Below are 21,832 nucleotides of genomic sequence, written 5' to 3'. Positions count from 1 at the left end.
CCCCAGACAAATCGCCCGCCCGGTAATACGCTGAATCCGTGGCTGACGATGTGGGGGGCTTGCCGTACCCCGACGGTGCCGACCACGGTGGTGCGGACGACGAGTTCGCCACCGTGGTCTTCGACGAGGCCTTCGTGCGATCCGCCGCCGTGCACGAGCCGACGGCCAAGGAGCGGCAGCTCGCCGCTGCCGAGGCCCGGTTCGAGCCGGACACGACGGGTCCGGGCTGGGCCTATGACGCCCCGGCCGGGGACGGACTGCCGCTGGAGCTGCGGTCGTACCCGAGCCGGCTCGACGACGACCACCTCTACCCCGATCCGTGGACCGGCCCCGGCCGGGCCTCCGGGAGACGGCGCCCGCGGCGCTGGCGCCCGGGGGGCTTCGACCCGGTCGGCGCGGGCCGCGGCCGGTACGTCGCCCAGCAGCGCTGGCACCGCCCGGTGGCCTGGGTGCTCGCCGTGATCATGGGCGTGAGCCTGGTCGCGGTCGCGGTCGCGGCGATCTACCAGGGCGTGGGCGGGGCCGGCGGGACGCCCCGGCGGCCCGAGTCCGGCAGCAGCAGTCCCGGGGTCGACCCGGCGCCGCCGCAGGTCGAGCCCTCGCTCGTGGTCACCGCGCCGACGGGCTGAACCGCGGGGTGGCGGGGGCGGCGCGACGGGGTGCCCGGAGGCGGCCGTGACCGGTCACGGAGGGTTTGCGGCGATCTGTCGCAGGACCCTCGTGGAGGGGCGAGGGTGCGCCTTACCCTGGTGTCATGGGTGACCCGCGTGAGCCTCCGGAGGGTGCGCCCGAGGGTGGTTCCGGAAACGAGGACGAGTACCGGTCCGTCGTCTTCGACGAATCGTTCGTCCGGGCTGCCCGGATCCAGGAGCTGTCGGCCCGCGAGCGGCTGTCCGGCGCGTTCGGCCGGCCCACCCGGCCGAAGGTCCGGCTGGGCCCGCTCGGCACCGTGCCCCGGCAGGCGCTCGCGCTGCTGCTGGTGATCCTGCTGGCGTTCGGCGCCGCCGTGTACTTCGGCGTCAGTTCGCCGGTGCGGCCCACCGCCCGCCCCCAGGGCAGCCAGCTGACCGTGAGCCTGGTGGCGCTGACCCCGGCCTCGCCGGTCCACGCGGTCGCCGACCCTGCCAACCCCTTCGCCGGCCTGCCGCAGGGCTACGGCGACGGTGCGGTCGGGCTGGGCACGCCGACCGGGGCGGCGAGCGGGCACTTCTCCCGGGTCGAGGTGACCAAGGCGCTCGACACCGTGCAGCGCTACCTGGTGGCGTCCTCGCTGTCGCCGGCGGTGCTGGTCCAGGGGTCGACCGCGGAGGTGCGAACCTTCGTCACCCCCGGTGAGCAGGCCCAGTTCGACGCGAGCGTGGTCCAGCCGGTCGACGACCGGCACCACGCGCTGACCGGCTGGCTGGTCCGCTTCGATCCGGCGCAGGTCGCGCTGGCCGCGGACACCGTGAAGGTGGCGGGGGCGATGCGGATCGACGAGGCGGACAGCGGCACGCTGCGGATCACCACCGACCACACCTTCGTCTACGCGCTGAAGCCGGCCGGGGCGCCGAGCGGGGCGCCGGTGACCCTGGAGACCGTGCGGCGGCAGCTGACCTTCGAGTTCGACCGGGTCGACCTGGCGGCGGCGCAGCTGCGGCTGGTGGACTCGGTGCTGCAGGCCGGGCCGGCGCCGTGCGACGGCTCGCTGGCCGGGGTGGTGCAGCCGGTGCTGGCGGGCACGGAGGCCACCGCGTCGCCGGCCGGGCCGCAGACGGTGGACCCGGGCAACCACGCGCGGCCGGCCTGGCAGGTGTGCGGGGTGCTGGCGGGCAGCTGAGGCCGCCCGCGCCCCTGCGACCCCCGACGACCGCCGACGGCCCCCGGCCGGGTGACCGGGGGCCGTCGGAACGTTTCCGCGGGCGGTGCCTCAGCCGTTGTCGCCCGAGCCGCCCTCCTTGCCGCCGTTCCCGCCGCTGCCGTTGCCGTTGGCGCGCCCGGCCCCGGTGAAGGTGTCGCGCAGCTTGCCGCCGACCGAGGCCGCGCCGCCCGCGACGTCGCGGATGAGGCCCATCAGCGGGTCCTTGCTCTCCTTGACCGAGGTCGTGTAGTGCTCGGCGGCGGCCCGCCACTGCTCGCCGACCGAGGTGTCCGGGTCGTCGGTGCGGCGCGGGTAGGCGCCGGCCAGGATGGAGCGGTACTCCTCGCTCTCGGCCCACTTCTTCAGCTGGGCGACCCGCACCACCGCGAACGGGTGGCTCTGCGGCAGCACCTGCAGCAGCTTGAGCACGCCGTCGCGCAGGTCGCCGGCCTTCTCGTACTCCGCGGCCTGCTCCAGGAAGGCGTCGACGTTCATCTCGGCGAGGTTGTGGCCGCCGGCCAGCTTCATCAGCGCCCGCATCGAGGCCTGGAGGTCCTGCCCGGCCAGCAGGCCGGCCCGGTCGCTGGAGAGCTCGGCCTTGCGGAACCACTCCTTGAGCGCGGTGACGATGGCCATGATCGCCAGGTTGCCGAGCGGAACCCAGGCTATCCGGGTGGCGATGTTGGTGAGGATCATCAGCATCGTCCGGTAGACGGCGTGCCCGGACATCGCGTGGCCGACCTCGTGGCCGATCACCGAGCGGAGCTCCTCCTCGTCCAGCAGCTCCACCAGGCCGCTGGTCACCACGATCACCGGCGTGTCGATGCCGATGCAGTAGGCGTTGACCGTCGGGTCCTGGGTGACGTAGAGGTCCGGCACCTTCTCCAGGTCGAGCACGTAGGCGGCGTCGCGGACCATCTCGTGCAGTTCGGGGAACTGCCGCTCGGAGGTCTTCACGGCGGTGGCCAGGAACATCAGCCGGATCGAGCGCTCGGAGACGAGGCCGGCGAGCCTCTTCAGCACGTCGTCGAAACCGGTCAGTTTGCGCAGCGCGACGAGCGCCGAGCGGTCCGCCGGGTGCTCCCAGGCCCGGGTGGAGATCTCCGGGAAGCGCTGGCGGCGCCGGCTCGGGGTCTTCGCGGTCGTGTCGGTCATGTGTGACTGCCTCCCTGTCGACGGTGGCCCCGGTCCCCGGCCGGCCCCCGCTGGTCTTCGTCTGCAACGACTGTCCGGACAACGTCCGCGGTTGCGCACTCGTCCCCGACGGCGTGTCCCGAGTGGCGCGCCGGCCGTCCGGGGCGGCGCGGACGGCGCCCGCGGGGGCGGTGGGCGGCGCGGGTGTGAGGGCGGTTTACCCTGAATGCCCGGGAGAGCCGGGCCACCTCAGGCCGCGGCACCGTGCAGTCCGAGGAGCCCGCAGATGTCCACCGCCGCCCTTGCCAGCCTGGCCGCCCCGATCTCCGCGGAGAACGGCCCCGGGCTCTTCCTGCGGATCATCGTGGTCGCGTCGTTCGTCGGCGTGGGCCTGCTGGCCTGGATCCTGCTGCGGGCCGGCCGCAACAACTGACACCGGCCCGGGACGGGCCCGTCCGCCCGCCGCCGCCGGGCCCCGGCTCACGGCGCTTCAGCCGCGGTGGGCCGCCGAGCGGTTGCCGTGTAACCCCCCGTACGATGACGGGTGGGCCCTCACCGGCCCGCACGACACCCCCTGCCCGCCACCCGAGCCGAGAAGGTCCCGCCGACCATGAGCACTGCCGCCGCACTCCCCGTCCTGAACCTCCTCGCGAACGAGGGCGAGGGGGGCAACCACGACAGCCTCAACCCGTACCTGACGGGTGGCGCCGCGCTGTTCGTCCTCCTGGTGCTGCTCTTCGTGACCACCCGCTTCAACCGGGACCGCTGACCCGGCCGACGGTGGCCCGGGGTGCGGTACCGCCCCCGGGACGCCCGTCACCCGGCCGTTCCCGCACCGCAACGGGCGTCGCGTAAGGTGTGGCGCCATGGGAGAGCAGACCGGGAATCCCGGTGTACCGGCGCGGGAGAAGCGCCGTCTCGGCGTGATGGGCGGCACCTTCGACCCGATCCACCACGGGCACCTGGTCGCCGCCAGCGAGGTCGCCAGCGCGTTCCACCTGGACGAGGTGATCTTCGTCCCGACCGGGCAGCCGTGGCAGAAGAGCGACCGTGAGGTCAGCCCGGCCGAGGACCGTTACCTGATGACGGTCATCGCCACCGCGGAGAACCCGCAGTTCTCGGTCAGCCGCATCGACATCGACCGCGAGGGCCCGACGTACACCGTCGACACCCTGCGCGACCTGCACGCGCTGCACCCGGACGCCGACCTGTTCTTCATCACCGGCGCGGACGCGCTCGCCCAGATCCTCTCCTGGCGGGACTCCGACGAGCTCTTCTCGCTCGCCCACTTCATCGGGTGCACCCGGCCGGGGCACACCCTGTCGGACGCCGGGCTCCCGGTGGGCGGGGTCTCCCTGGTGGAGGTCCCGGCGCTGGCCATCTCCTCCACGGACTGCCGCAACCGGGTCGCCAAGGGCGAGCCGGTCTGGTACCTCGTCCCGGACGGCGTGGTCCGCTACATCGACAAGCGGGCGCTGTACGCGCCGCACCGGACCTGATCCCGGAGGGGCCGACCGACGGATGAGCGAGCGCAGGGGACCTCAGGGGCAGCAGCCCGGACAGCCGGACGACTGGTCGACCGGGCAGTACCAGCAGTACCCGCCGTACCAGCAGCAGGGCGGCTACGAGCAGCAGCAGCCCGGGCCGTACGAGCAGTCGGGCGGGTACGAGCAGTACGAGCAGTACGACCAGTACGGGCAGCCGGTGCAGTCCGCGCCCCCGTCCTACGGGCAGGGACAGGGGCAGGGGCAGTACGGCTACCAGGACCCGTACCAGCAGCAGGGGTACCAGCCCCCCTACGAGCAGTCCGGGGGCTACGGGCAGCAGGTGCCGCAGGGGTACCAGCAGCAGGGCGGCTACGGCTACCAGGACCAGTACCAGCAGGGGCAGGACCCGTACCAGCAGCAGGGCTACCAGCAGCCGCAGCCGTCGGTGTACACGACCGCGCCGATGCCGGCCGTCGCCGAGCCGGTGACGCCGCCGGTGACGCCCCCGGCGGCGGAGCCCGTCGCGCCCGCGCCCGTACCGCCGCGCCCCCGGGTGCCGCGCCCGGCGGCCGCCGAACCGGCCGCCCCCGCGCGGCCCGGGGCGCCGTCCGAGCAGGTCGGCGGCTCCCGCCCGGCCCGGGCCAGGGGCGGCGCCGCGGCCGGGTCCGGGTCCGCCGAGGACGGTTACACCACGGGCGAGTTCACCTTCGTCGACGACGAGGCGGAGAAGTCCGAGGACGTCATCGACTGGCTCAAGTTCGCCGAGTCCCGCAGCGAGGTGCGCGCCGAACGCCGCCGTAAGCTGCGCACCCGGCTGATCGGCGCCGGTGCGGTCCTCGCCCTCGCGGCGGCCGGCACCGGCGGCTACCTCTGGTTCACCGGCGGCGGCAAGGACAACGCGGCCACCGCCGCCGGACCGCGCCAGGTCAACGTCGTCCACCTGCGCGACCTGCAGGGCAAGGTCTCCAGCGCGCTGCTGGTCAACGACGCCTCCGGCCGCAAGGGCACCGTCCTGCTGCTGCCGGACACCCTGCGGCTGCCCGGCCCCGGCGACCCGCCGGTCACCACCGTCGGCCAGGCCATGGACACCCTCGGCGCCTCCGGCACCCGCGACGGCCTGACCACCGTGCTCGGCGCCCCGGTCGCCGGCACCTGGCGGCTCGACACCCCGTACCTGGAACTGCTGGTCGCCCAGCTCGGCGGCGTCCGGGTGGACACCAACGCCGAGGTGCACGAGGGCGGCAAGCCGGACGGCAAGGTGCTGGCCGCCGCGGGCAAGAACACCCTGCTCGGCGGGAAGGCCGCGGTCGCCTACGCCACCCTGCAGAACGACGGCGAGAACCGCGACGCCCAGCTCGCCCGGTTCGGCCAGGTGATGGACGCCGTGGTGCGCACCATGCCGGTCGAGTTCAAGGACGCCAAGGACGACGTGCACCGGATGAACGCGGTGCTCGACCCCTCGCTGCCCGAGGACGCGCTCGCCGGGGTGCTCGCCCAGATGGCGCAGCTCGCCAAGGACGGCACGTTCGGCACCACCGCGCTGACCGTCAAGCCGGACGGCTCGCTGGACGAAGCCACCGCCGGCAAGCAGGTCAAGGAGGTCCTCGGCGGCACCGTCAAGGCCGCCACCGGCTCCGACGGTCCGGTCCGGGTCTCCCTCCAGGACGCCACCGGCAACGACCAGGCGGCCGCCGCGGCCCAGGTCCAGGTGGTCAACGCGGGCCTCACCTTCGTCCCCGGCGGCGCCAAGGGCGCACCGCAGGCCACCAGTGAGATCCGCTACACCGACGACGCCCGGCAGGCCGCCGCGAAGTCGCTGGCGACCAGCCTCAACCTGCCGGAGACGGCCGTGAAGAAGGTCACCGACGCGCAGAACGCCGACCTGGTCGTCGTCCTCGGCAAGGACTACGCGCCGCCCAAGCCCCAGTAGCCCGGGGCGCGGGCACCCGGCGGGCACCCCGGTGGCTCCGGCGCATCCGCCGGCCCCGCGGCCCCGGTGGCCCCGGTGGCTCCGGTGGCTCCGGTGGCTCCGGAAATCGGTTCCGGGGCCACCGGGGCGGCGTGAGATCCTGGAAGGCGATCCCCGGCGCGCCGCGCCCGGGGCGCCCCCAAGCCGCCGAGCCGGAAGAACACCGTGACCGCCACTGAGCACAGCCAGGAACTCATCAACGTCGCCGCCCAGGCGGCGGCCGACAAGCTGGCCCACAACATCGTCGCGTTCGACGTCAGCGAGGTGCTGTCGATCACCGACGCCTTCCTGATCGCCTCCGCGGGCAACGACCGCCAGGTCCGCTCGATCGCGGAGGAGATCGAGGACCAGCTGCGCGAGAAGCTGGACATCAAGCCGGTGCGCCGGGAGGGCGAGCGCGAGGGCCGCTGGATCCTGCTCGACTACCTCGACATCGTCGTGCACGTCCAGCACTCCGAGGAGCGCTCCTTCTACTCGCTGGACCGCCTCTGGAAGGACTGCCCCGAGCTGGCACTGCCGGAGGACGCCATCGCCTCCCGCAACCGCCCGGACGCCCACACCGACGCGGCCGGCAACGCCGTCGCCCCGGCCGAGCAGGCCCCGGCGGACGACTTCGGCGCCGAGGACTACAGCTGAGCCGGGGCGCGCGGGGTCCGCGCATCGTCTTCTGGCGGCACGGCCAGACCTCCTGGAACCTCGAATCCCGCTTCCAGGGCACCACGGACATCGAGCTGACCGGGCAGGGCGTGCTGCAGGCGCAGCGGGCCGCCCGGCTGCTCTCCGGGCTGCGCCCGGACCTGCTGATCTCCTCGGACCTCCAGCGGGCCCGGCGCACCGCCGCCGAGCTGGCCGCGGTCACCGGCCTGGACGTCGAGCACCACGAGGGCCTGCGGGAGACCTACGCGGGCTCCTGGCAGGGGCTGACCAACGCGGAGATCCGCGAGCGCTACCCCGAGGAGTACGCGGCCTGGTCGCAGGGCGAGCCGGTGCGGCGCGGCGGCGGCGAACTCGCGACCGAGGTCGCCGACCGCGCGGTGCCGGTGGTGCTCGACGCGGCCGGCAAGCTGCCCGACAACGGCACGCTCGTCGTGGTCAGCCACGGCGGCACCATCCGCACCATGCTCGGGCGGATGCTCGGCCTGGAGCCGGCGCTGTGGGAGTGCTTCGGCGGGCTGTCGAACTGCTGCTGGTCCGTGCTGGGCCGGGGCGCGCGGGGCTGGCGGCTGCTGGAGCACAACGCGGGCACCCTGCCGCAGCCGGTCATCGGCGACGACACCTGAGGTCACCGGCGGGGGTGCGGAGGGGGCACCGGGGGGCGGATTTCGCAGTTCCGGGCCTTTGCGGTTAGAGTCTTCCTCGTTCGCACGGAGGGAACGCGGCCCGGAAGGGAAGCGGGAGATCCGGTCAGCGAGGGGCTGTAGCTCAGTTGGTAGAGCGCTTGCATGGCATGCAAGAGGTCCGGGGTTCAATTCCCCGTAGCTCCACTCCGCACCCGGGGTCCCGAGGGATCACGTGTGTCGCGGGGCTGTAGCTCAGTTGGTAGAGCGCTTGCATGGCATGCAAGAGGTCCGGGGTTCAATTCCCCGTAGCTCCACAGGCGAGGAAGGCCGTCACCCGGTGGGTGGCGGCCTTCCGGCGTTCCCGCTGCTCCCGGTGTTCCCGCTGCCCCCGGCGTTCCCCGTGTGCCGCGCGCTGCGGACTCAGCCGACGGGCCCGGTGCGGGGGTGGCCGCACGGCGCGGTCCAGCCGCCCGGCCGCAGCGCCGCCAGCCGTTCCACCCGCGCGCGGTCCTCCGGCCCGTCCGGGGTGTAGACGGCGACGTACGCCTCCGGCACCCCGGGGATCGTCAGGTACGTCGCGTTCAGCCGCATCACGCCCACCCCTGGGTGCCGGAACACCTTCAGCGAGGTCGACCGCGAGGACACCTCCTGGCGGGCCCACAGCTCCCGGAACTCCGCGCTCGCCTCCAGCAGCGACCGCACGTACTCCTCCCAGGCCGGCTCGCCGACGTGCCGGCCGTACGCGCCGCGCAGCACCGCGACCATCTGCGGCAGCTGCTCGTCCCGGTTCAGGAAGGGGTTGCAGCAGTCCGGGCTGGTCACCGTGCACCAGAGGCTGTTGAACCGGCCGTCGGTGGTCCGCGTCCGGCCGGTCGCGAACAGTGCCGCGTAGCTGGAGTTCCAGGCCAGCACGTCGTAGCGGCTGTTGGAGACGGCGGCGGGCAGCGGCACCAGCGCGTCCAGGATCAGCTGGGTCGACGGGTCCAGCACCGGGTCCGGGTCCGCCGGGCGCCGCTCCGCCACCCCGGCGAGCCGGAACAGGTGCTCCCGCTCGGCGGCGTCCAGCAGCAGCACCCGGGCCACCGCCGCGAGCACCTGCGCGCTCGCGTTGATCCGGCGGCCCTGTTCGAGCCAGGTGTACCAGGTGACCCCGACCCCGGCGAGCTGGGCCACCTCCTCGCGGCGCAGGCCCGGTGTGCGGCGGCGCAGGCCGGGCGGCAGTCCGACGTCCTCGGGGGAGACCCGGGCGCGGCGGGCGCGCAGGTACTCGGCCAGCTCGGTGCGGCGGCGGTCGCGCCGGCCGGCGGGGGTCCGGTCGGCGGGGGTCCGGTCGGTGGGAGCCGGGCCGGTGGGGACCGGGTCGGTGGGGACCGGGTCGGCCGGGGCCTTGTTCGCAGGGGCGGGCTTGACGGTGCCGGGGCTGTCCACGACGGTCATACCCGCCATGGTGCCGCAGCCCGCAGGGGCGTGACAGGTGCTGCCACTACCAGGATCGGCAGGCTCTAACCACTGGTACCGGGCCCTCGCGAGGCTCGACGCATGACCGATCTCCAGACCCGGCGCCGCCCGGCCGGGACCGACTCGCCGGCCGGCGGCCCCGCCACCGGGCCCGGGACGGCGTCCGTCGCCCGGCCCGGCCTGCTCCTCGCGCTCGTCCTCAGCGGCCAGTTCATGGCCGTGCTCGACACCGCCATCGTCAACGTCGCGGTGCCGACCATCCGCACCGACCTGCACGCCTCCGGCGCCGCCCTCCAGTTCGTGGTGGCCGGCTACACCATCGCCTACGCCGTCCTGCTCATCACCGGCGCCCGGCTCGGCGCCCGCTACGGCTACAGCCGGGTCTTCCAGAGCGGCTTGGCCGCCTTCACCGCCGCCTCGCTGGCCTGCGGACTCGCCCCCGCCACCGGCTGGCTGATCGCCTTCCGGCTGCTCCAGGGCGCCGGGGCGGCCCTGATGGTCCCGCAGGTGATGAGCCTCGTCCAGCGGACCTTCACCGGCCAGGCCCGGATCCGCGCCCTGGGCCTCTACTCGGCCGTCCTCGCCGGCGGCATCGCGGCCGGGCAGGTGCTCGGCGGGGTGCTGGTCGAGGCCGACCTGTTCGGCGCCGGCTGGCGCCCGGTCTTCCTGGTCAACCTGCCGATCGGCGTGCTGCTGCTGGCGGCCGGCGCCCGGCTGCTGCCGCGCCTGCCCGGCGACCGCGACCGCGGCTTCGACCTGCCCGGCCTGCTGGTGCTCGGCGCCGCCCTCGGGCTGCTCGTCGTCCCGCTGGTGCTCGGCCACGAACTCGGCTGGCCCGGCTGGGGCTGGGCGATGTTCGGCGCGAGCGCGCTGCTGTTCGCCCTGTTCGCGTGCGTCGAGCGGCGGATCGCCCGGCGCGGCGGACAGCCGCTGATCAGCGGGCGGGTGCTCGGCGCGGCCGGGCTGCTGCCCGCCGTCGGCGCGGTGTTCATGATCATGCTGGCGTTCGCCGGCTTCATGTTCTCCTTCGCCCTGCACCAGCAGTCCGGACTCGGGGCCGGCGCCCTGCGGGCCGGGCTCTGCTCCGCCCCGATCGCCGTCGGCTTCGGCGTCGCCAGCCTGCACTGGCAGCGGCTGCCCCGGCGCCTGCACGGCGTCGTGCCCTGGCTCGGCACCGCCCTGCTCGCCGTCGGCTACCTGCTGCTCGGCCTCCTGCTGAGCGACGGAGCCGCGATCGGCGCGGGGCCGCTGCTGCTCACCGCCGTCCTCGGGCTGCTGGCCGGCTGCGCCTACGCGCCGCTGTTCGGCCGGGCGCTCGCCCGGGTCGACCCCGCCGACGCGGCGGACGCCAGTGGGGTCGTGGCCAGCGCCGTCCAGCTCGGCCAGGTGGTCGGCATCGCGCTGGTCGGTTCGGTGTTCCTCGGCGTGGCCGAGGGGCCGGCGTCGGCCGGGGACTCCGGGCACGCGCTGCTGCTCGCCGCGGCCGCCGTGGGCGTGGCCGTCGCGATCGCCGCCGTGCTCGCCGCCCGGGCGGTGGCGGCCGGGCGGGCGCAGGCGCCGGTCGAGGAGCGGGCGCCCGTCGAGGAGCGGGCGCCGGTCGAGGGGCGGGCGAAGACGCCCGCGGGGGAGCGGCCGGCGGGCGGGTAGCCGGGCCGTCCGGGAAACGGATTCGTGGAGCACCCCCGGGACCGTGTAAAGTAGTCGATGTCGCCGAGGGAAACGGAACGAAACCCCCGGTGACATCGCAGGTCAAGGGGCTGTAGCTCAGTTGGTAGAGCGCTTGCATGGCATGCAAGAGGTCCGGGGTTCAATTCCCCGTAGCTCCACAGGAAACGAAGGCCGCCTCCCGAACGGGAGGCGGCCTTCGGCGTTCCGGCGTCCTTGGGCATTCCGGCATCCTTCGACGTGCGACCGGACGGAATCCGGCAGGCGGGCCCGGCGGCCGGGCCCCGGCGGGCACGGCTTTTCCACCGGCTCCCGGCGGCGGCCCCCGGCGGAGCGCTACCGTCGGAGCCATGGCCGATCTGGCGCGCAGACGCAACGAGGAACTCGCCCGGATACTCCACCAGCTCGGCTGGAGCCCGGAGCGGCTCGCCCGCGAGGTCAACCTCACCGTCCCGGCCCGGCTCGCGATCAGCTCCACCGCCCCCTACAAGTGGCGCGACCGCGGCATGGTCCCGCGCAGCCCGCACGACCAGGCCGTCTGCGAGGTGCTCGGCCGCACCCTCGGCATCGCCGTCACCTACGAACAGCTCTGGGGCCCGATGGGCGGTCACCGCGGCGCCAAGACCCTCTCCCCGCGCCTGCTGACCGACCCGTGGACGGCCGACACCGCGCAGACCGCGCTGCGCGAGACCGCCGCCGGCGCCGGCCCCGTCCGGCTCACCGACCTCTTCCGCGGCGCCGACCTCGCCGAGGCCGCCCGCCGGCTGACCACCGCGCCGCCCGCCCTCGGCGGCGACGGCGCGCTGCGCGTCGACCCGGCGGTGATCGGCGAACTCGCCGCCGCCCACCGCGCCAAACAGCGACTGGAACGCTCCTGCGGCGGCGGGCTCGTGCTCGACCCCGCCCGTGCCGAACTGGCCATGGTCGCCAAGCTGCTGGAACTCGGCGCCTACGACGAACCGCTCGGCCGGGCCCTGTACGGCGCGGCCGGGCGCCTGGCCCGGCTCGTCGCCCGGGCCGCGTTCGACCTCGGCCACGACGCCGCCGCGCAGCGGGCCTTCGCCGCCGCGCTGCGCGCCGCGCACCTCGGCGGCGAGCGGCGGGACGGGGTCGCGGTGCTCGGCGGCCTGGTGGTGCTGGCCACCTGGAGCCCGGGCGGGCGCGGACTGGACGTGGTCGCGGTGCTCGATCGGGCGGTGGCGGAGGCCGGGGACGGACTCGGCCCGGCCGGGCGGGCGCTGCAACTCGGCCGGATCGCCCGTGCCCACGGGCGGCGCGGCGACGCGGCCGGGCTCGCCGAGGCGGCGGAGCGGGCGTTCGCCGAACTGGACGCCGACGGCGAGGAGCGGGCGGACCTCGCGGGCATGGTGGGGGAGGGGTACCTGTTCCTGGGCGAGCACGGGCGGGCGCAGCCGCTGCTGGCCCGGGCGGTGGCGGGCCTGGGGCCGGGCCGGGCCCGGGCGCGGGCGCTGCTCATGGTCCGGCTCGCCGACTCGCAGCGGCTGGCGGGCGACGCCGCCGAGGCGGTGCGCACCGCGGACCGGGCGCGGGCGCTGGCGGCGGGGATGCAGTCGCAGCGGGTGGCGCGGGCGCTGCGCGGCATCGACGCGGCGTTCCGCTCGACCGGCCCGGGCGGGAGCGGGAGCGGGAGCGGGGGCGCGCCGGGTGGGGGTGAGGGCGCGCCGGGTGGGGCGTCGCGCCGGGTGGCCGGGGGCGGGGCGGCGGGCGCGTCGGCGGTATCCCCGGGAGGCGGCTGACCCCCTTGCGGTACCCTGAGCCCATGCGAACCGCGCGCCTGCTCCTTAGTCGGCCGCGCTGACCAGGACCGGCCACGCCCGAGGGCGGAGCCGGAGTCGGCGTGGCACCCCCTCCTGCGAGGGGCTTTTTTGTTTTCCGCGCGGGCCCGCCGCCCGGCACCCGTCCGGGCCACGGCCCGGGCGCGCGTCCGGGCCGCAGCCCGGGCACCCGTCCGCCGCCGGCCCGGAACGCCGGTTCGCCAACTGACATCGATGGAGCTTGAAGGACCATGAGCGAGACGACCCCTGCGTCCGGTGCGGCCGACACCGCGACCGCGCCGTTCCGGTACAGCGCCGCCCTGGCGGCGGAGATCGAGTCCCGCTGGCAGGACATCTGGGAGAAGGAGGGGACGTTCCACGCCCCCAACCCGGCCGGTGACCTGGCCGACCCGGCCGCCGCGGACGTCGCCTCGAAGCCACACAGCTTCATCATGGACATGTTCCCCTACCCGTCGGGCGCCGGCCTGCACGTCGGCCACCCGCTGGGCTACATCGCCACCGACGTCTTCGCCCGCTACCAGCGGATGAACGGCTACAACGTCCTGCACACCCTGGGCTACGACTCCTTCGGCCTGCCCGCCGAGCAGTACGCCGTGCAGACCGGCACCCACCCGCGGGTCTCCACCGAGGCCAACATCGCCAACATGCGCCAGCAGCTGCGCCGGCTGGGCCTGGGCCACGACCCGCGCCGCTCGATCGCCACGATCGACCCCGAGTACTACCGCTGGACGCAGTGGATCTTCCTGCAGATCTTCAACTCCTGGTACGACGAGCAGGCCGCCAAGGCCCGCCCGATCGCCGAACTGGTCGCCGCGTTCGAGAACGGCACCCGTGAGGTCCCCGGCGGCCGCGCCTGGTCCGCGCTGAACGCCGCCGAGCGCGACGAGGTGCTGGGCGAGTACCGGCTGGCCTACGCCAAGGAGGTGCCGGTCAACTGGTGCCCCGGCCTGGGCACCGTGCTGTCCAACGAGGAGGTCACCGCCGACGGCCGCTCCGAGCGCGGCAACTTCCCCGTCTTCAAGTCCAACCTGCGCCAGTGGATGATGCGGATCACCGCCTACTCCGACCGGCTGATCTCCGACCTGGACCTGCTGGACTGGCCCGAGGCCATCAAGCTGCAGCAGCGCAACTGGATCGGCCGCTCCGAGGGCGCCCGCGTCGACTTCGCCGTCGGCGAGCGGAAGATCACCGTCTTCACCACCCGCCCCGACACCCTGTTCGGCGCCACCTACATGGTGCTGGCCCCCGAGCACGACCTGGTCGACACCATCGTGCCCGCCGCCTGGCCCGAGGGCACCCGCGAGGCCTGGACCGGCGGCGCCGCCACCCCCGCCGAGGCCGTCACCGCCTACCGCGCCGCCGCGGCCGCCAAGTCCGACGTCGAGCGCCAGGTCGAGGCCAAGGTCAAGACCGGCGTCTTCACCGGCGCCTACGCCGTCAACCCGGTCAGCGGCGAGCCCGTCCCGGTCTTCATCGCCGACTACGTGCTGATGGGCTACGGCACCGGCGCCATCATGGCCGTCCCCGCCCACGACCACCGCGACTTCGCCTTCGCACGCGCCTTCGACCTGCCGATGCGCTGCGTCGTCGAGCCCACCGACGGGCGCGGCGAGGACCCGGCCGGCTGGGACGACGCATTCGACACCTACGACTCCGTCATCGTCAACTCGGCCCACGACGAGGGCACCGCGGACGGCATCGCGCTGAACGGCCTGAGCGTCGTCGACGCCAAGGCCGCCGTCACCGCCTGGCTGACCGCGCGCGGCATCGGCGAAGGCACCGTCAACTACCGCCTGCGCGACTGGCTGTTCAGCCGCCAGCGGTACTGGGGCGAGCCCTTCCCGATCGTCTACGACGAGGACGGCGTCATGCACGCGCTGCCCGAGTCGATGCTGCCCGTCGAGGTCCCGCAGGTCGACGACTACTCGCCGCACACCTACGACCCCTACGACTCCACCTCCACGCCGAAGACCCCGCTGTCGCGCAACGAGGACTGGGTCACCGTCGAGCTGGACCTGGGCGACGGCCCGAAGACGTACCGGCGCGAGACCAACACCATGCCCAACTGGGCCGGCTCCTGCTGGTACGAGCTGCGCTACATCGACCCGTCCAACCGCGAGCAGGTCGTCGACCCCGCCAACGAGCGGTACTGGCTGGGCCCCACCGAGCAGAAGCCCGGCGGCGGCGCCGACCTGTACGTCGGCGGCGCCGAGCACGCCGTCCTGCACCTGCTGTACGCCCGCTTCTGGCACAAGGTGCTGCACGACCTGGGCCACGTCTCCTCCGTCGAGCCGTTCCACAAGCTGTTCAACCAGGGCATGATCACCGCCGACGTCTACCGCGACGAGCGCGGCTTCCCGGTGCCCGCCGCCGAGGTCGAGGAGCACGACGGCCAGTACTCCTGGCAGGGCGAGCCGGTCAAGCGCGAGGCCGGCAAGATGGGCAAGTCCCTGAAGAACGCCGTCGCCCCCGACGAGATCGCCGACGAGTACGGCGCCGACACGCTGCGCCTGTACGAGATGTCGATGGGCCCGCTGGACGTCTCCCGCCCGTGGGACACCCGTGCCGTCGTCGGCTCCTACCGCTTCCTGCAGCGGCTGTGGCGCAACATCGTCGACGAGGCGACCGGCGAGCTGGTGGTCACGGACGAGGAGCCGGACGAGGCGACGCTGCGCGCCCTGCACAAGGCCGTCGACGGCGTCCGCGCCGACATGGCCGGGCTGCGCTTCAACACGGCCGTCGCCAAGGCGATCGAGCTGAACAACTACCTGGTCAAGCGCGGTTCCACGCCGCGGGCGGTGGCCGAGCAGGTGGTGCTGATGGTCGCGCCGCTGGCCCCGCACATCGCGGAGGAGCTGTGGCGGCGGCTGGGCCACGGCGAGTCGCTGGCGTACGCCGGCTACCCGGTGGCCGACCCGGCGTACGTCGTCGACGAGTCGGTGACCTGCGTGGTGCAGGTCAAGGGCAAGGTCAAGGCCCGGCTGGAGGTCGCGCCGTCGATCTCGGACGCCGAGCTGGAGGCGCTGGCGCTGGCCGACCCGGCGGTCGTCGCGGCGATCGGCGGGGCCGAGGTGCGCAAGGTGATCGCGCGGGCGCCGAAGCTGGTCAACATCGTCACCGGCTGAGACCGGCCGGTCGGGCGGGGCGGGCGTTCCTCCGGGAGCGCCCGCCCCGCGGCGTTGCCGGGGGCGGTGGGGGCGGTTGGGGGCGGCGTTCGGGGTTCCGAGGTACGGGGGTTCCGAGGTACGGGGGTCGGGGTTCACCCCGAGTCGTCCCTGAACCCGTCCCTGAACTCCGGCCCGAGGCCCCTGACCGGCGGCCCGCGGAGCCGGTGGCGGAGCTACGGTGGAACCCTCGGTGGGCCGGTCCGCGTTGGGCCCGGTGGGGTCGGTTCGGCTGGCGGAAGGTGGCGCGTGATGGAGATCCTCGGGGTGTTGCTCGTACTCGCCCTGCTGCTCGGGCTCGGGGTGGTGGCGCTCGTCGTCGTCGGTCTGATCAAGGCCGCCCGGACGGTCGGCGAGAAGATGGAACGCCAGGAGGCCAAGGCGCGCCGGGCGGTCGAGAACGTCACCCTCAAGGCGAAGACCTACACCCAGACGGGCCCGCAGGGGCAGATCTCCGCCGTCCGGCTGCGCCTGCGGACCTCGCTGGACGGCACCCGGCAGGTCCTGCAGGGCGCCGTCGGCCAGGACGGGCAGCTCGGCGAGGCGCTGGCGCTGCTGGCCCGGCTGGACGCCCACGCGGCGGAGCTGGACGGCGAGCTGCGGATGCTGGAGCGGGAACCGGACGCCGGGCGGGTCGCGGCGAAGCTGCCGGAGCTGCGCGAGCGGGCCGAGCGGATCACGCACTCGGCGGAGAAGATGCGGTGGGCCGCGCAGGACCGGATGCACCGGTTCGCGGAGGACGAGCTGGGGCGGCTGAGCCAGGAGTGCGAGGACGAGGCGGGGGCGCTGCGGCACTGGGACGCCGCTCCGGGGGCGGGGGGTGCCGGGGGCGGTGCTCCGGGTGCTTCCGGTGCGGCCGGTGCGCCGACCGGTGCTTCCGGCTCTCCCGGTGCTGCGGCCGGTGCTTCCGGCGCCCCCGGCGCGTCGGCCGGCGGGGCCCGTCCCGGGATCACGGACGGCCGCGGTGGCCGGCCCAGCGCCGAGGACCTGCTCGGCCTCTCCGACCCCATGGCCAAGCTGGCGCAGCGGCTGCGCAAGCCGTCCTCCGGACCCTCGGCCGGCTGAGCCGGACCCGGATGCTGCCCTCCGGCCCGGGCGGGGAGTAACCTCCGCCTCATGCCCGCCGACCTCGCACTCGTCACCGACTCCACGGCCTACCTGCCCCAGCACGCCGTCGACCGGCACGGGATCACCGTGGTCCCGCTGAGCGTCGCGGTCGGTGACGAGGTGCGGGCCGAGGGCGTCGAGATCTCCCCGAAGGACGTCGCCGAGGCGCTGCGCGGGAAGCACCGGGTCACCACCTCCAGGCCCAGCCCGGAGTCCTTCGCGGCCGCCTACCGGGCGGCCGCCGAGGGCGGTGCGCGGGGCGTCGTCTCGGTGCACATCTCCGGTGAGCTGTCCGGGACGGCGGAGGCCGCCCGGCTGGCGGCCGCGGAGTCGCCCGTGCCGGTGCGGGTGGTGGACAGCCGGCTGGTCGGCATGGCCCTCGGGTACGGGGTGCTGGCGGCGGCCGAGGCGATCGAGGCCGGCCGGGGCCTCGACGAGGCAGCGCAGGCCGCCGAGCGGCGGACCGCCGGGACCAGCGGCTTCTTCTACGTCGACACCCTGGAGTACCTGCGCCGGGGCGGGCGGATCGGCGCCGCGCGGGCGCTGCTCGGCTCGGCGCTCGCGGTCAAGCCCCTGCTGCACCTGGACGGGGGGCGGATCGAGCCGCTGGAGAAGGTGCGCACCGCGTCCCGGGCGATCGCCCGGCTGGAGGAGATCGCGGTCGAGCGGGCGGGGGAGCGGGAGGTCGACATCGCGGTGCACCACCTGGCGGCGGAGGACCGGGCCGAGCCGCTTGCCGAGCGCCTGCGGGGGCGGCTGCCGGGGCTGCGCGACCTGTACGTGGGCGAGGTGGGGGCGGTGATCGGCGCGCACGTCGGGCCGGGACTGCTGGCGGTGGTGGTCTCGCCCCGGTGACGGGTGACGGGTGACGGGTGACGGGCCGTCAACGAACGGCGCCACTCCTCCCTCCTGCGGGTGAGGTTCTTCGTCCACAACCCCCGGGTTTTCCACAGGCATTCGGTAATCTCCGCGCGCCGGCCGGGCGGTTCCTACCGTGCTCCCCATGACGAGCATGCGAATCGGCGCGCGCAGGCGCCGGGAGATCCAGCGGGCCAACGAGACCGCGAGCCTGCGGATGGCGGCCCTGCTGCCCGGGGCCGCTGAGCCGCCGGACGGCGAACCGTCGGTGTACGCGGGGCCGGCCGGCGCCGGTGAGCCGCCGCCGGGCGGTGCCGTGTCCGCCGCACCGGGCGGTCCTGCGCCCGAACCCGTCGCGCCCGACCGCGCCGCGTCCGACCGTGCCGCGCCCGGCGTCGCCGTGGCCGACGGCGTCGTTCCCGCCGGCGCCGCGCCCCCGTGGCGGGGGCATGCGCTGGCGCTCGACCGGCGGGCGGCGGTCGGCCTGCTCGTTCTCCTCCTGCTCACCGTCGGCTACGGCGTCCAGCACTTCTGGCTGGGGCGGCCGCAGCCGGTCGAGGTGCCGGCCATCGCCGTCGCCCCGGTGCCGTCGACCGCCACCCCCGGGCCCGGCCCGCCCGAGGGTGCGGCCGGGAGCGCGGCCGGGAGCGCGGCACCGGGCGCCGCCGTGGTGGTCGACATCGGCGGCCGGGTCGGCTCCCCGGGAGTGCACATCCTGCCCGGCGGCTCCCGGGTCGCGGACGCCCTGCGGGTGGCCGGCGGAGCGTTGCCCGGGACGGACACCAGGAACCTCAACCTGGCCCGCGTCCTGGCGGACGGCGAACAGATCCTCGTCGGCGAGCCGAGCACCCCGCCGGGCGCCGGGACGGGGGCGGGCCCGCCCTCCGCCGGGGCGTCGAAACAGCCGGTCAGCCTCAACCACGCCACCCTCGAACAGCTCGACACCCTCCCCGGCGTCGGCCCGACCCTCGCCCAGCGCATCATCGCCTTCCGCGCCTCCCACGGCGGCGCGTTCCGCTCGCTCGACCAACTCCGGCAGGTGAGCGGGATCGGCGAGCGCACCTACACGGAACTCCGGCCGCTGCTCACCCTCTGACGACCCGGCACGCGTGCTGCCGCCCCCCGCCTTGCCCGCCCTGCCCGCCCTTCCCGAGATCCCGAGAGGAGGTGCCGCCATCGCCACCGCCGTCCCCACCCGTGCCCCAGGCGCCCGCGCCGGCGCCGGCGCCGACGCCTCCGCCGCGCCGCGTCCGAACGACCTCCGTCTGCTGCTGCCCGCCGTCGCCGCCTGGGTGGTCACGGCCGTGCTCCTCGGCCAGGGGCCCGGGCACGGCGCAGCCCTCGCGGTCGCGGCCGGTGCGTCGGCGCTCCTCGGGCTGGTCCTCCTCGTCCTGCGGATGGGGCCGGGCGGCGGCCCGTTCCGTCACCGGTCCGCCACCGTGACCCTCGCGGCCGTGCTGCTCACCGCGGCCGCCGCCACGACGGCGACCCTGCTGCACACCGCCGACCTGCACCGCGGGCCGCTACCCGAACTGGCCCGCAGCGCTGCCCCGGCACCCGAGGTCGGCGTCGACCTCACCGTCACCGGGGACCCGCGCGTGCGCATCTCCCGCGGCGGCGGCTCCGGATCCGGACAGGCCCTGCTCACCGTGGACGCCGTGGTGGACCGCGTCAACGTTCCCGACGGCGTCCTCCCCGGCGCGCCGGGCCCGCGCACCGTCCGCACCCGCACGCCGGTCACCGTCCTGGTCCGCGGCGCGGACACCGGCGCGTGGGAGCGGCTGCTCCCCTCGACCCGGCTCGCCGCCGAGGTGACGGTCCGTCCGGCGGACGATCGTGCGGGCGAGTCGGCGGCGCTGCTGGTCGCCCACGGCGAGCCGCGGCACCTCGCGCCGCCGAACCTGCCGCAGCGGATCGCCGGGCGGCTCCGGGCGGGGCTGCGCGAAGCCACCGACGGCCTGCCCGCGGACGAGCGGGGGCTGCTGCCCGGCCTCGTCGTGGGGGACACCTCCCGGCTGCCGGACGACCTCTGGGAAGCGTTCCGGGACACCGACCTGGCCCATCTGGTCGCGGTCAGCGGGGCCAACCTGGCGATCGTGCTGGGCGTCCTGCTCGGCGCCCCGGGGCGGGCCGGCACCGCCGAACGGAGCGGACTCGCCGCGCTGCTCGGGATCCCGCTGCGCACCACGGCGCTGCTCGGCGCCGCCGTCACGCTGGCCTTCGTGACGATCTGCCGCCCGGAGCCCAGCGTGCTCAGAGCGGCGGGGACGGGGCTGATCGGACTGCTGGCGCTGGCCACCGGCCGTCCGCGCCAGGCGGTGCCGGCGCTGGCGGGCACGGCGCTGCTGCTGGTCCTCCTGGACCCGTACCTGGCGCGCTCCTTCGGCTTCCTGCTGTCGGTGCTCGCCACGACCGGCCTGCTGGTCCTCGGTCCGCGCTGGGCGGACGCCCTGCGGGCGCGCGGCTGGCCGCACCACCTCGCGGGCGCCGTCGGGGCGACGGCGGCGGCCCAGGCGCTCTGCGCGCCGGTGACGGTGGTGCTGTCCGGACACGTCAGCCTCGTCGGGATCCCGTGCAACCTGCTGGCCGAGCTGGCGGTGGCCCCGGCGACCCTGCTGGGCTTCGCGGTCCTGGTGCTCGACCCGCTCCTGCCCGCGCCGGCCCGGTGGCTCGCCGAGGCCGCCGCGGTCCCGGCCGGCTGGCTGGCCGCGGTCGCCCGGCACGGCGCGGAGCTCCCGGGCGGTCAGCTGTCCTGGCCCGGAGGGTGGTTCGGCACGCTGAGCCTCGCCGTCGGCACGGCCGCGCTCTGCTGCGCGGCGCCCGCGCTGCTGCCCCGGCGGGCCGGGGCCGGTGGGCGCGGGCTGCGCGGCCGGTTCCGGGTGGTCGCGGTGGGTGTCCTGCTGCTGGTCCTGCTCGTGGTGCTGCTGCGGCCGCCCCTGCTGGCCCGGATCGCGACGGGCTGGCCGCCGCCGGACTGGCGGCTGGTCATGTGCGACGTGGGGCAGGGCGACATGCTGGTGCTGCCGGTGGTCCCGGAGGGCGGGGGCCCGCCCGACAGCGCGGTGGTGGTGGATGCGGGGCCCGATCCGCAGGCGGCCGACCGCTGTCTGCGCGACCTGGGGATCACTAGGGTGCCGCTCCTCCTGGCGACCCACTTCCACGCCGATCACGTCGAGGGTCTGCCGGGGGTGCTGCACGGCCGGCACGTCGCGGCGGTACAGGGGACGTCGGTGAACGATCCCCCGGGCGAGGCCGCCCGGGTCGCGGCCTGGGCGGCGCAGGCCGGGATCCCGCTGACGCGGGCCGGCCGCGGTGAGCGCCGGTCGGCGGGGGCCGGGGTCCGCTGGGAGGTGCTGTGGCCGGACGGAGAGGAGCCGACGGTGATGTCGGGTGCGAACAACGCGAGCGTCGCGCTGCTGGTGACCCTGGCGGGCGGTGTGCGGATGGCCCTGCTGGGCGACCTGGAGCCGCCGGCGCAGGAGGCCCTGTTGAGCCGGCTGAGGACGGCCGGGAAGGAGAGCAAGGTGGACGTTCTGAAGGTGGCGCACCATGGTTCGGCCTACCAGGACTGGGAGTTGACGGCGGCGCTGAGCCCCCGGGTGGCTCTGATCTCCTGCGGCGAGGACAACCCGTACGGCCACCCGTCGCCGCGCACGGTGGACCGGCTGCGGACGCTGGGCGCCACGGTGCTGCGGACGGACCGCATGGGAGACATCGCGGTGACGGGCGACACCACGGGCCGCCTGGGCGCCGCCGTGCACCCGCACGCCGGGCGCCCCGGCCCCGGCCCCCACAAGCCGCGCGCCACCCACGGGGCCGGGCCCAGCGCCTCCCTCGCGGCGCGCGCCGGCCACGGCCAGCGCGCGCCGCCCTGGTAACCCCCACCACCTTCCTCCCCGGCCACGTGCGTGGATGGGGTTTGGGGTTGGGGGCACGTGGTCGGGGAGGAGGCGTGGGGTGGGGCTGGGCCCGGCAGAAACGATTCTTCACGCCCGGCCCGAGCGGCACGCTCGGGCCTGTCTCTTATACACAACAGACGCTGCCGACGACCACCAAAGTGTAGATATAGGTGGT

At 75.3% G+C, this 21,832-nt stretch carries 17 protein-coding genes and 3 tRNA genes; 18 read left to right on the top strand and 2 right to left on the bottom strand.

The window, feature by feature from the left end:
• Nucleotides 1–38: 38 nt before the first annotated feature.
• On the top strand, nucleotides 39–629 hold the full coding sequence (locus ACFXAM_RS25110; protein ID WP_380294491.1) for a hypothetical protein: 591 nt from the start codon (nucleotides 39–41) through the stop codon (nucleotides 627–629).
• Nucleotides 630–754: 125 nt separating this feature from the next.
• Entirely contained in the window at nucleotides 755–1,819 is a 1,065-nt protein-coding gene (locus ACFXAM_RS25105) for a hypothetical protein (RefSeq protein WP_380294490.1), read from the top strand.
• Between the two features lie 90 nt (nucleotides 1,820–1,909).
• Here the strand turns inward: ACFXAM_RS25105 and ACFXAM_RS25100 are convergent, their stop codons facing one another.
• Nucleotides 1,910–2,995 (bottom strand): M48 family metallopeptidase, encoded by a 1,086-nt coding sequence (locus tag ACFXAM_RS25100; protein ID WP_380294489.1) that lies wholly within the window; start codon nucleotides 2,993–2,995, stop codon nucleotides 1,910–1,912.
• A gap of 265 nt (nucleotides 2,996–3,260) precedes the next feature.
• Here ACFXAM_RS25100 and ACFXAM_RS25095 point away from each other — a divergent pair, with 265 nt between their 5' ends.
• The 8 genes from ACFXAM_RS25095 to ACFXAM_RS25060 all read left to right on the top strand — a co-directional run bounded on the left by ACFXAM_RS25095 (nucleotide 3,261) and on the right by ACFXAM_RS25060 (nucleotide 8,024).
• Nucleotides 3,261–3,407 carry a hypothetical protein gene (locus ACFXAM_RS25095; RefSeq protein ID WP_350553676.1) on the top strand — a complete coding sequence of 49 codons (147 nt, stop codon included), beginning with the start codon at nucleotides 3,261–3,263 and terminating at the stop codon, nucleotides 3,405–3,407.
• 177 nt (nucleotides 3,408–3,584) lie between these two features.
• On the top strand, nucleotides 3,585–3,743 hold the full coding sequence (locus ACFXAM_RS25090) for a hypothetical protein (protein WP_344342390.1): 159 nt from the start codon (nucleotides 3,585–3,587) through the stop codon (nucleotides 3,741–3,743).
• Nucleotides 3,744–3,840: 97 nt separating this feature from the next.
• A complete protein-coding gene (gene nadD, locus ACFXAM_RS25085; RefSeq protein ID WP_380294488.1) occupies nucleotides 3,841–4,473 on the top strand; it encodes a nicotinate-nucleotide adenylyltransferase in 633 nt (210 codons plus the stop codon).
• Between the two features lie 22 nt (nucleotides 4,474–4,495).
• Nucleotides 4,496–6,391, top strand: coding sequence for a LytR C-terminal domain-containing protein (locus tag ACFXAM_RS25080; RefSeq protein WP_380294487.1), 1,896 nt, complete (start codon nucleotides 4,496–4,498; stop codon nucleotides 6,389–6,391).
• A gap of 204 nt (nucleotides 6,392–6,595) precedes the next feature.
• Nucleotides 6,596–7,066 carry a ribosome silencing factor gene (gene rsfS / locus ACFXAM_RS25075; protein WP_380294486.1) on the top strand — a complete coding sequence of 157 codons (471 nt, stop codon included), beginning with the start codon at nucleotides 6,596–6,598 and terminating at the stop codon, nucleotides 7,064–7,066.
• Nucleotides 7,063–7,710 carry a histidine phosphatase family protein gene (locus ACFXAM_RS25070; RefSeq protein ID WP_380294496.1) on the top strand — a complete coding sequence of 216 codons (648 nt, stop codon included), beginning with the start codon at nucleotides 7,063–7,065 and terminating at the stop codon, nucleotides 7,708–7,710. Before rsfS ends, ACFXAM_RS25070 begins: the two co-directional genes overlap by 4 nt.
• Nucleotides 7,711–7,841: 131 nt before the next feature.
• A tRNA-Ala gene (locus tag ACFXAM_RS25065) sits at nucleotides 7,842–7,914 on the top strand.
• A 37-nt stretch (nucleotides 7,915–7,951) separates the two neighbouring features.
• Nucleotides 7,952–8,024: transfer RNA gene (locus ACFXAM_RS25060), tRNA-Ala, on the top strand.
• Nucleotides 8,025–8,130: 106 nt separating this feature from the next.
• Here ACFXAM_RS25060 and ACFXAM_RS25055 read toward each other — a convergent pair.
• Nucleotides 8,131–9,147, bottom strand: coding sequence for a helix-turn-helix transcriptional regulator (locus tag ACFXAM_RS25055; RefSeq protein ID WP_380294485.1), 1,017 nt, complete (start codon nucleotides 9,145–9,147; stop codon nucleotides 8,131–8,133).
• 102 nt (nucleotides 9,148–9,249) lie between these two features.
• Here ACFXAM_RS25055 and ACFXAM_RS25050 point away from each other — a divergent pair, with 102 nt between their 5' ends.
• The 8 genes from ACFXAM_RS25050 to ACFXAM_RS25015 all read left to right on the top strand — a co-directional run bounded on the left by ACFXAM_RS25050 (nucleotide 9,250) and on the right by ACFXAM_RS25015 (nucleotide 21,636).
• Nucleotides 9,250–10,815 (top strand): MFS transporter, encoded by a 1,566-nt coding sequence (locus ACFXAM_RS25050; RefSeq protein WP_380294484.1) that lies wholly within the window; start codon nucleotides 9,250–9,252, stop codon nucleotides 10,813–10,815.
• Between the two features lie 106 nt (nucleotides 10,816–10,921).
• Nucleotides 10,922–10,994 (top strand) — tRNA-Ala (locus ACFXAM_RS25045).
• Between the two features lie 189 nt (nucleotides 10,995–11,183).
• The gene (locus ACFXAM_RS25040) at nucleotides 11,184–12,590 is read left to right on the top strand and encodes a hypothetical protein (RefSeq protein ID WP_380294483.1); all 1,407 of its coding nucleotides are present in this window, start codon (nucleotides 11,184–11,186) and stop codon (nucleotides 12,588–12,590) included.
• Nucleotides 12,591–12,859: 269 nt separating this feature from the next.
• A complete protein-coding gene (gene leuS / locus ACFXAM_RS25035; RefSeq protein WP_380294482.1) occupies nucleotides 12,860–15,754 on the top strand; it encodes a leucine--tRNA ligase in 2,895 nt (964 codons plus the stop codon).
• Between the two features lie 291 nt (nucleotides 15,755–16,045).
• Nucleotides 16,046–16,858, top strand: a complete 813-nt coding sequence (locus ACFXAM_RS25030) for a hypothetical protein (RefSeq protein ID WP_380294481.1) — start codon at nucleotides 16,046–16,048, stop codon at nucleotides 16,856–16,858.
• Between the two features lie 51 nt (nucleotides 16,859–16,909).
• Complete coding sequence (locus tag ACFXAM_RS25025; protein ID WP_380294480.1) at nucleotides 16,910–17,755, top strand: DegV family protein; 846 nt, start codon at nucleotides 16,910–16,912, stop codon at nucleotides 17,753–17,755.
• Nucleotides 17,756–17,903: 148 nt separating this feature from the next.
• Nucleotides 17,904–18,854: a helix-hairpin-helix domain-containing protein gene (locus ACFXAM_RS25020; protein ID WP_380294479.1), complete on the top strand. Its 951-nt coding sequence runs from the start codon at nucleotides 17,904–17,906 to the stop codon at nucleotides 18,852–18,854.
• A 13-nt stretch (nucleotides 18,855–18,867) separates the two neighbouring features.
• A complete protein-coding gene (locus ACFXAM_RS25015) occupies nucleotides 18,868–21,636 on the top strand; it encodes a ComEC/Rec2 family competence protein (RefSeq protein WP_380294478.1) in 2,769 nt (922 codons plus the stop codon).
• The last annotated feature ends 196 nt before the right edge of the window (nucleotides 21,637–21,832 follow it).

The sequence above is a fragment of the Kitasatospora sp. NPDC059462 genome (assembly GCF_042749955.1).
Classification (GTDB): Bacteria; Actinomycetota; Actinomycetes; order Streptomycetales; family Streptomycetaceae; genus Kitasatospora.
This window is presented reverse-complemented; position numbering and strand designations above follow the sequence as displayed.

Excerpts from the sequence above, each read along its gene's own strand:
- ACFXAM_RS25090 (WP_344342390.1), top strand. The coding sequence starts at position 3,585 with ATGAGCACTGCCGCCGCACTCCCCGTCCTGAACCTCCTCGCGAACGAG.
- ACFXAM_RS25080 (WP_380294487.1), top strand. The coding sequence starts at position 4,496 with ATGAGCGAGCGCAGGGGACCTCAGGGGCAGCAGCCCGGACAGCCGGAC.
- ACFXAM_RS25100 (WP_380294489.1), bottom strand. The coding sequence starts at position 2,995 with ATGACCGACACGACCGCGAAGACCCCGAGCCGGCGCCGCCAGCGCTTC.
- ACFXAM_RS25055 (WP_380294485.1), bottom strand. The coding sequence starts at position 9,147 with ATGACCGTCGTGGACAGCCCCGGCACCGTCAAGCCCGCCCCTGCGAAC.
- leuS (WP_380294482.1), top strand. The coding sequence starts at position 12,860 with ATGAGCGAGACGACCCCTGCGTCCGGTGCGGCCGACACCGCGACCGCG.
- ACFXAM_RS25020 (WP_380294479.1), top strand. The coding sequence starts at position 17,904 with ATGACGAGCATGCGAATCGGCGCGCGCAGGCGCCGGGAGATCCAGCGG.
- ACFXAM_RS25095 (WP_350553676.1), top strand. The coding sequence starts at position 3,261 with ATGTCCACCGCCGCCCTTGCCAGCCTGGCCGCCCCGATCTCCGCGGAG.
- ACFXAM_RS25050 (WP_380294484.1), top strand. The coding sequence starts at position 9,250 with ATGACCGATCTCCAGACCCGGCGCCGCCCGGCCGGGACCGACTCGCCG.
- ACFXAM_RS25025 (WP_380294480.1), top strand. The coding sequence starts at position 16,910 with ATGCCCGCCGACCTCGCACTCGTCACCGACTCCACGGCCTACCTGCCC.
- ACFXAM_RS25105 (WP_380294490.1), top strand. The coding sequence starts at position 755 with ATGGGTGACCCGCGTGAGCCTCCGGAGGGTGCGCCCGAGGGTGGTTCC.
- ACFXAM_RS25040 (WP_380294483.1), top strand. The coding sequence starts at position 11,184 with ATGGCCGATCTGGCGCGCAGACGCAACGAGGAACTCGCCCGGATACTC.
- ACFXAM_RS25030 (WP_380294481.1), top strand. The coding sequence starts at position 16,046 with ATGGAGATCCTCGGGGTGTTGCTCGTACTCGCCCTGCTGCTCGGGCTC.
- nadD (WP_380294488.1), top strand. The coding sequence starts at position 3,841 with ATGGGAGAGCAGACCGGGAATCCCGGTGTACCGGCGCGGGAGAAGCGC.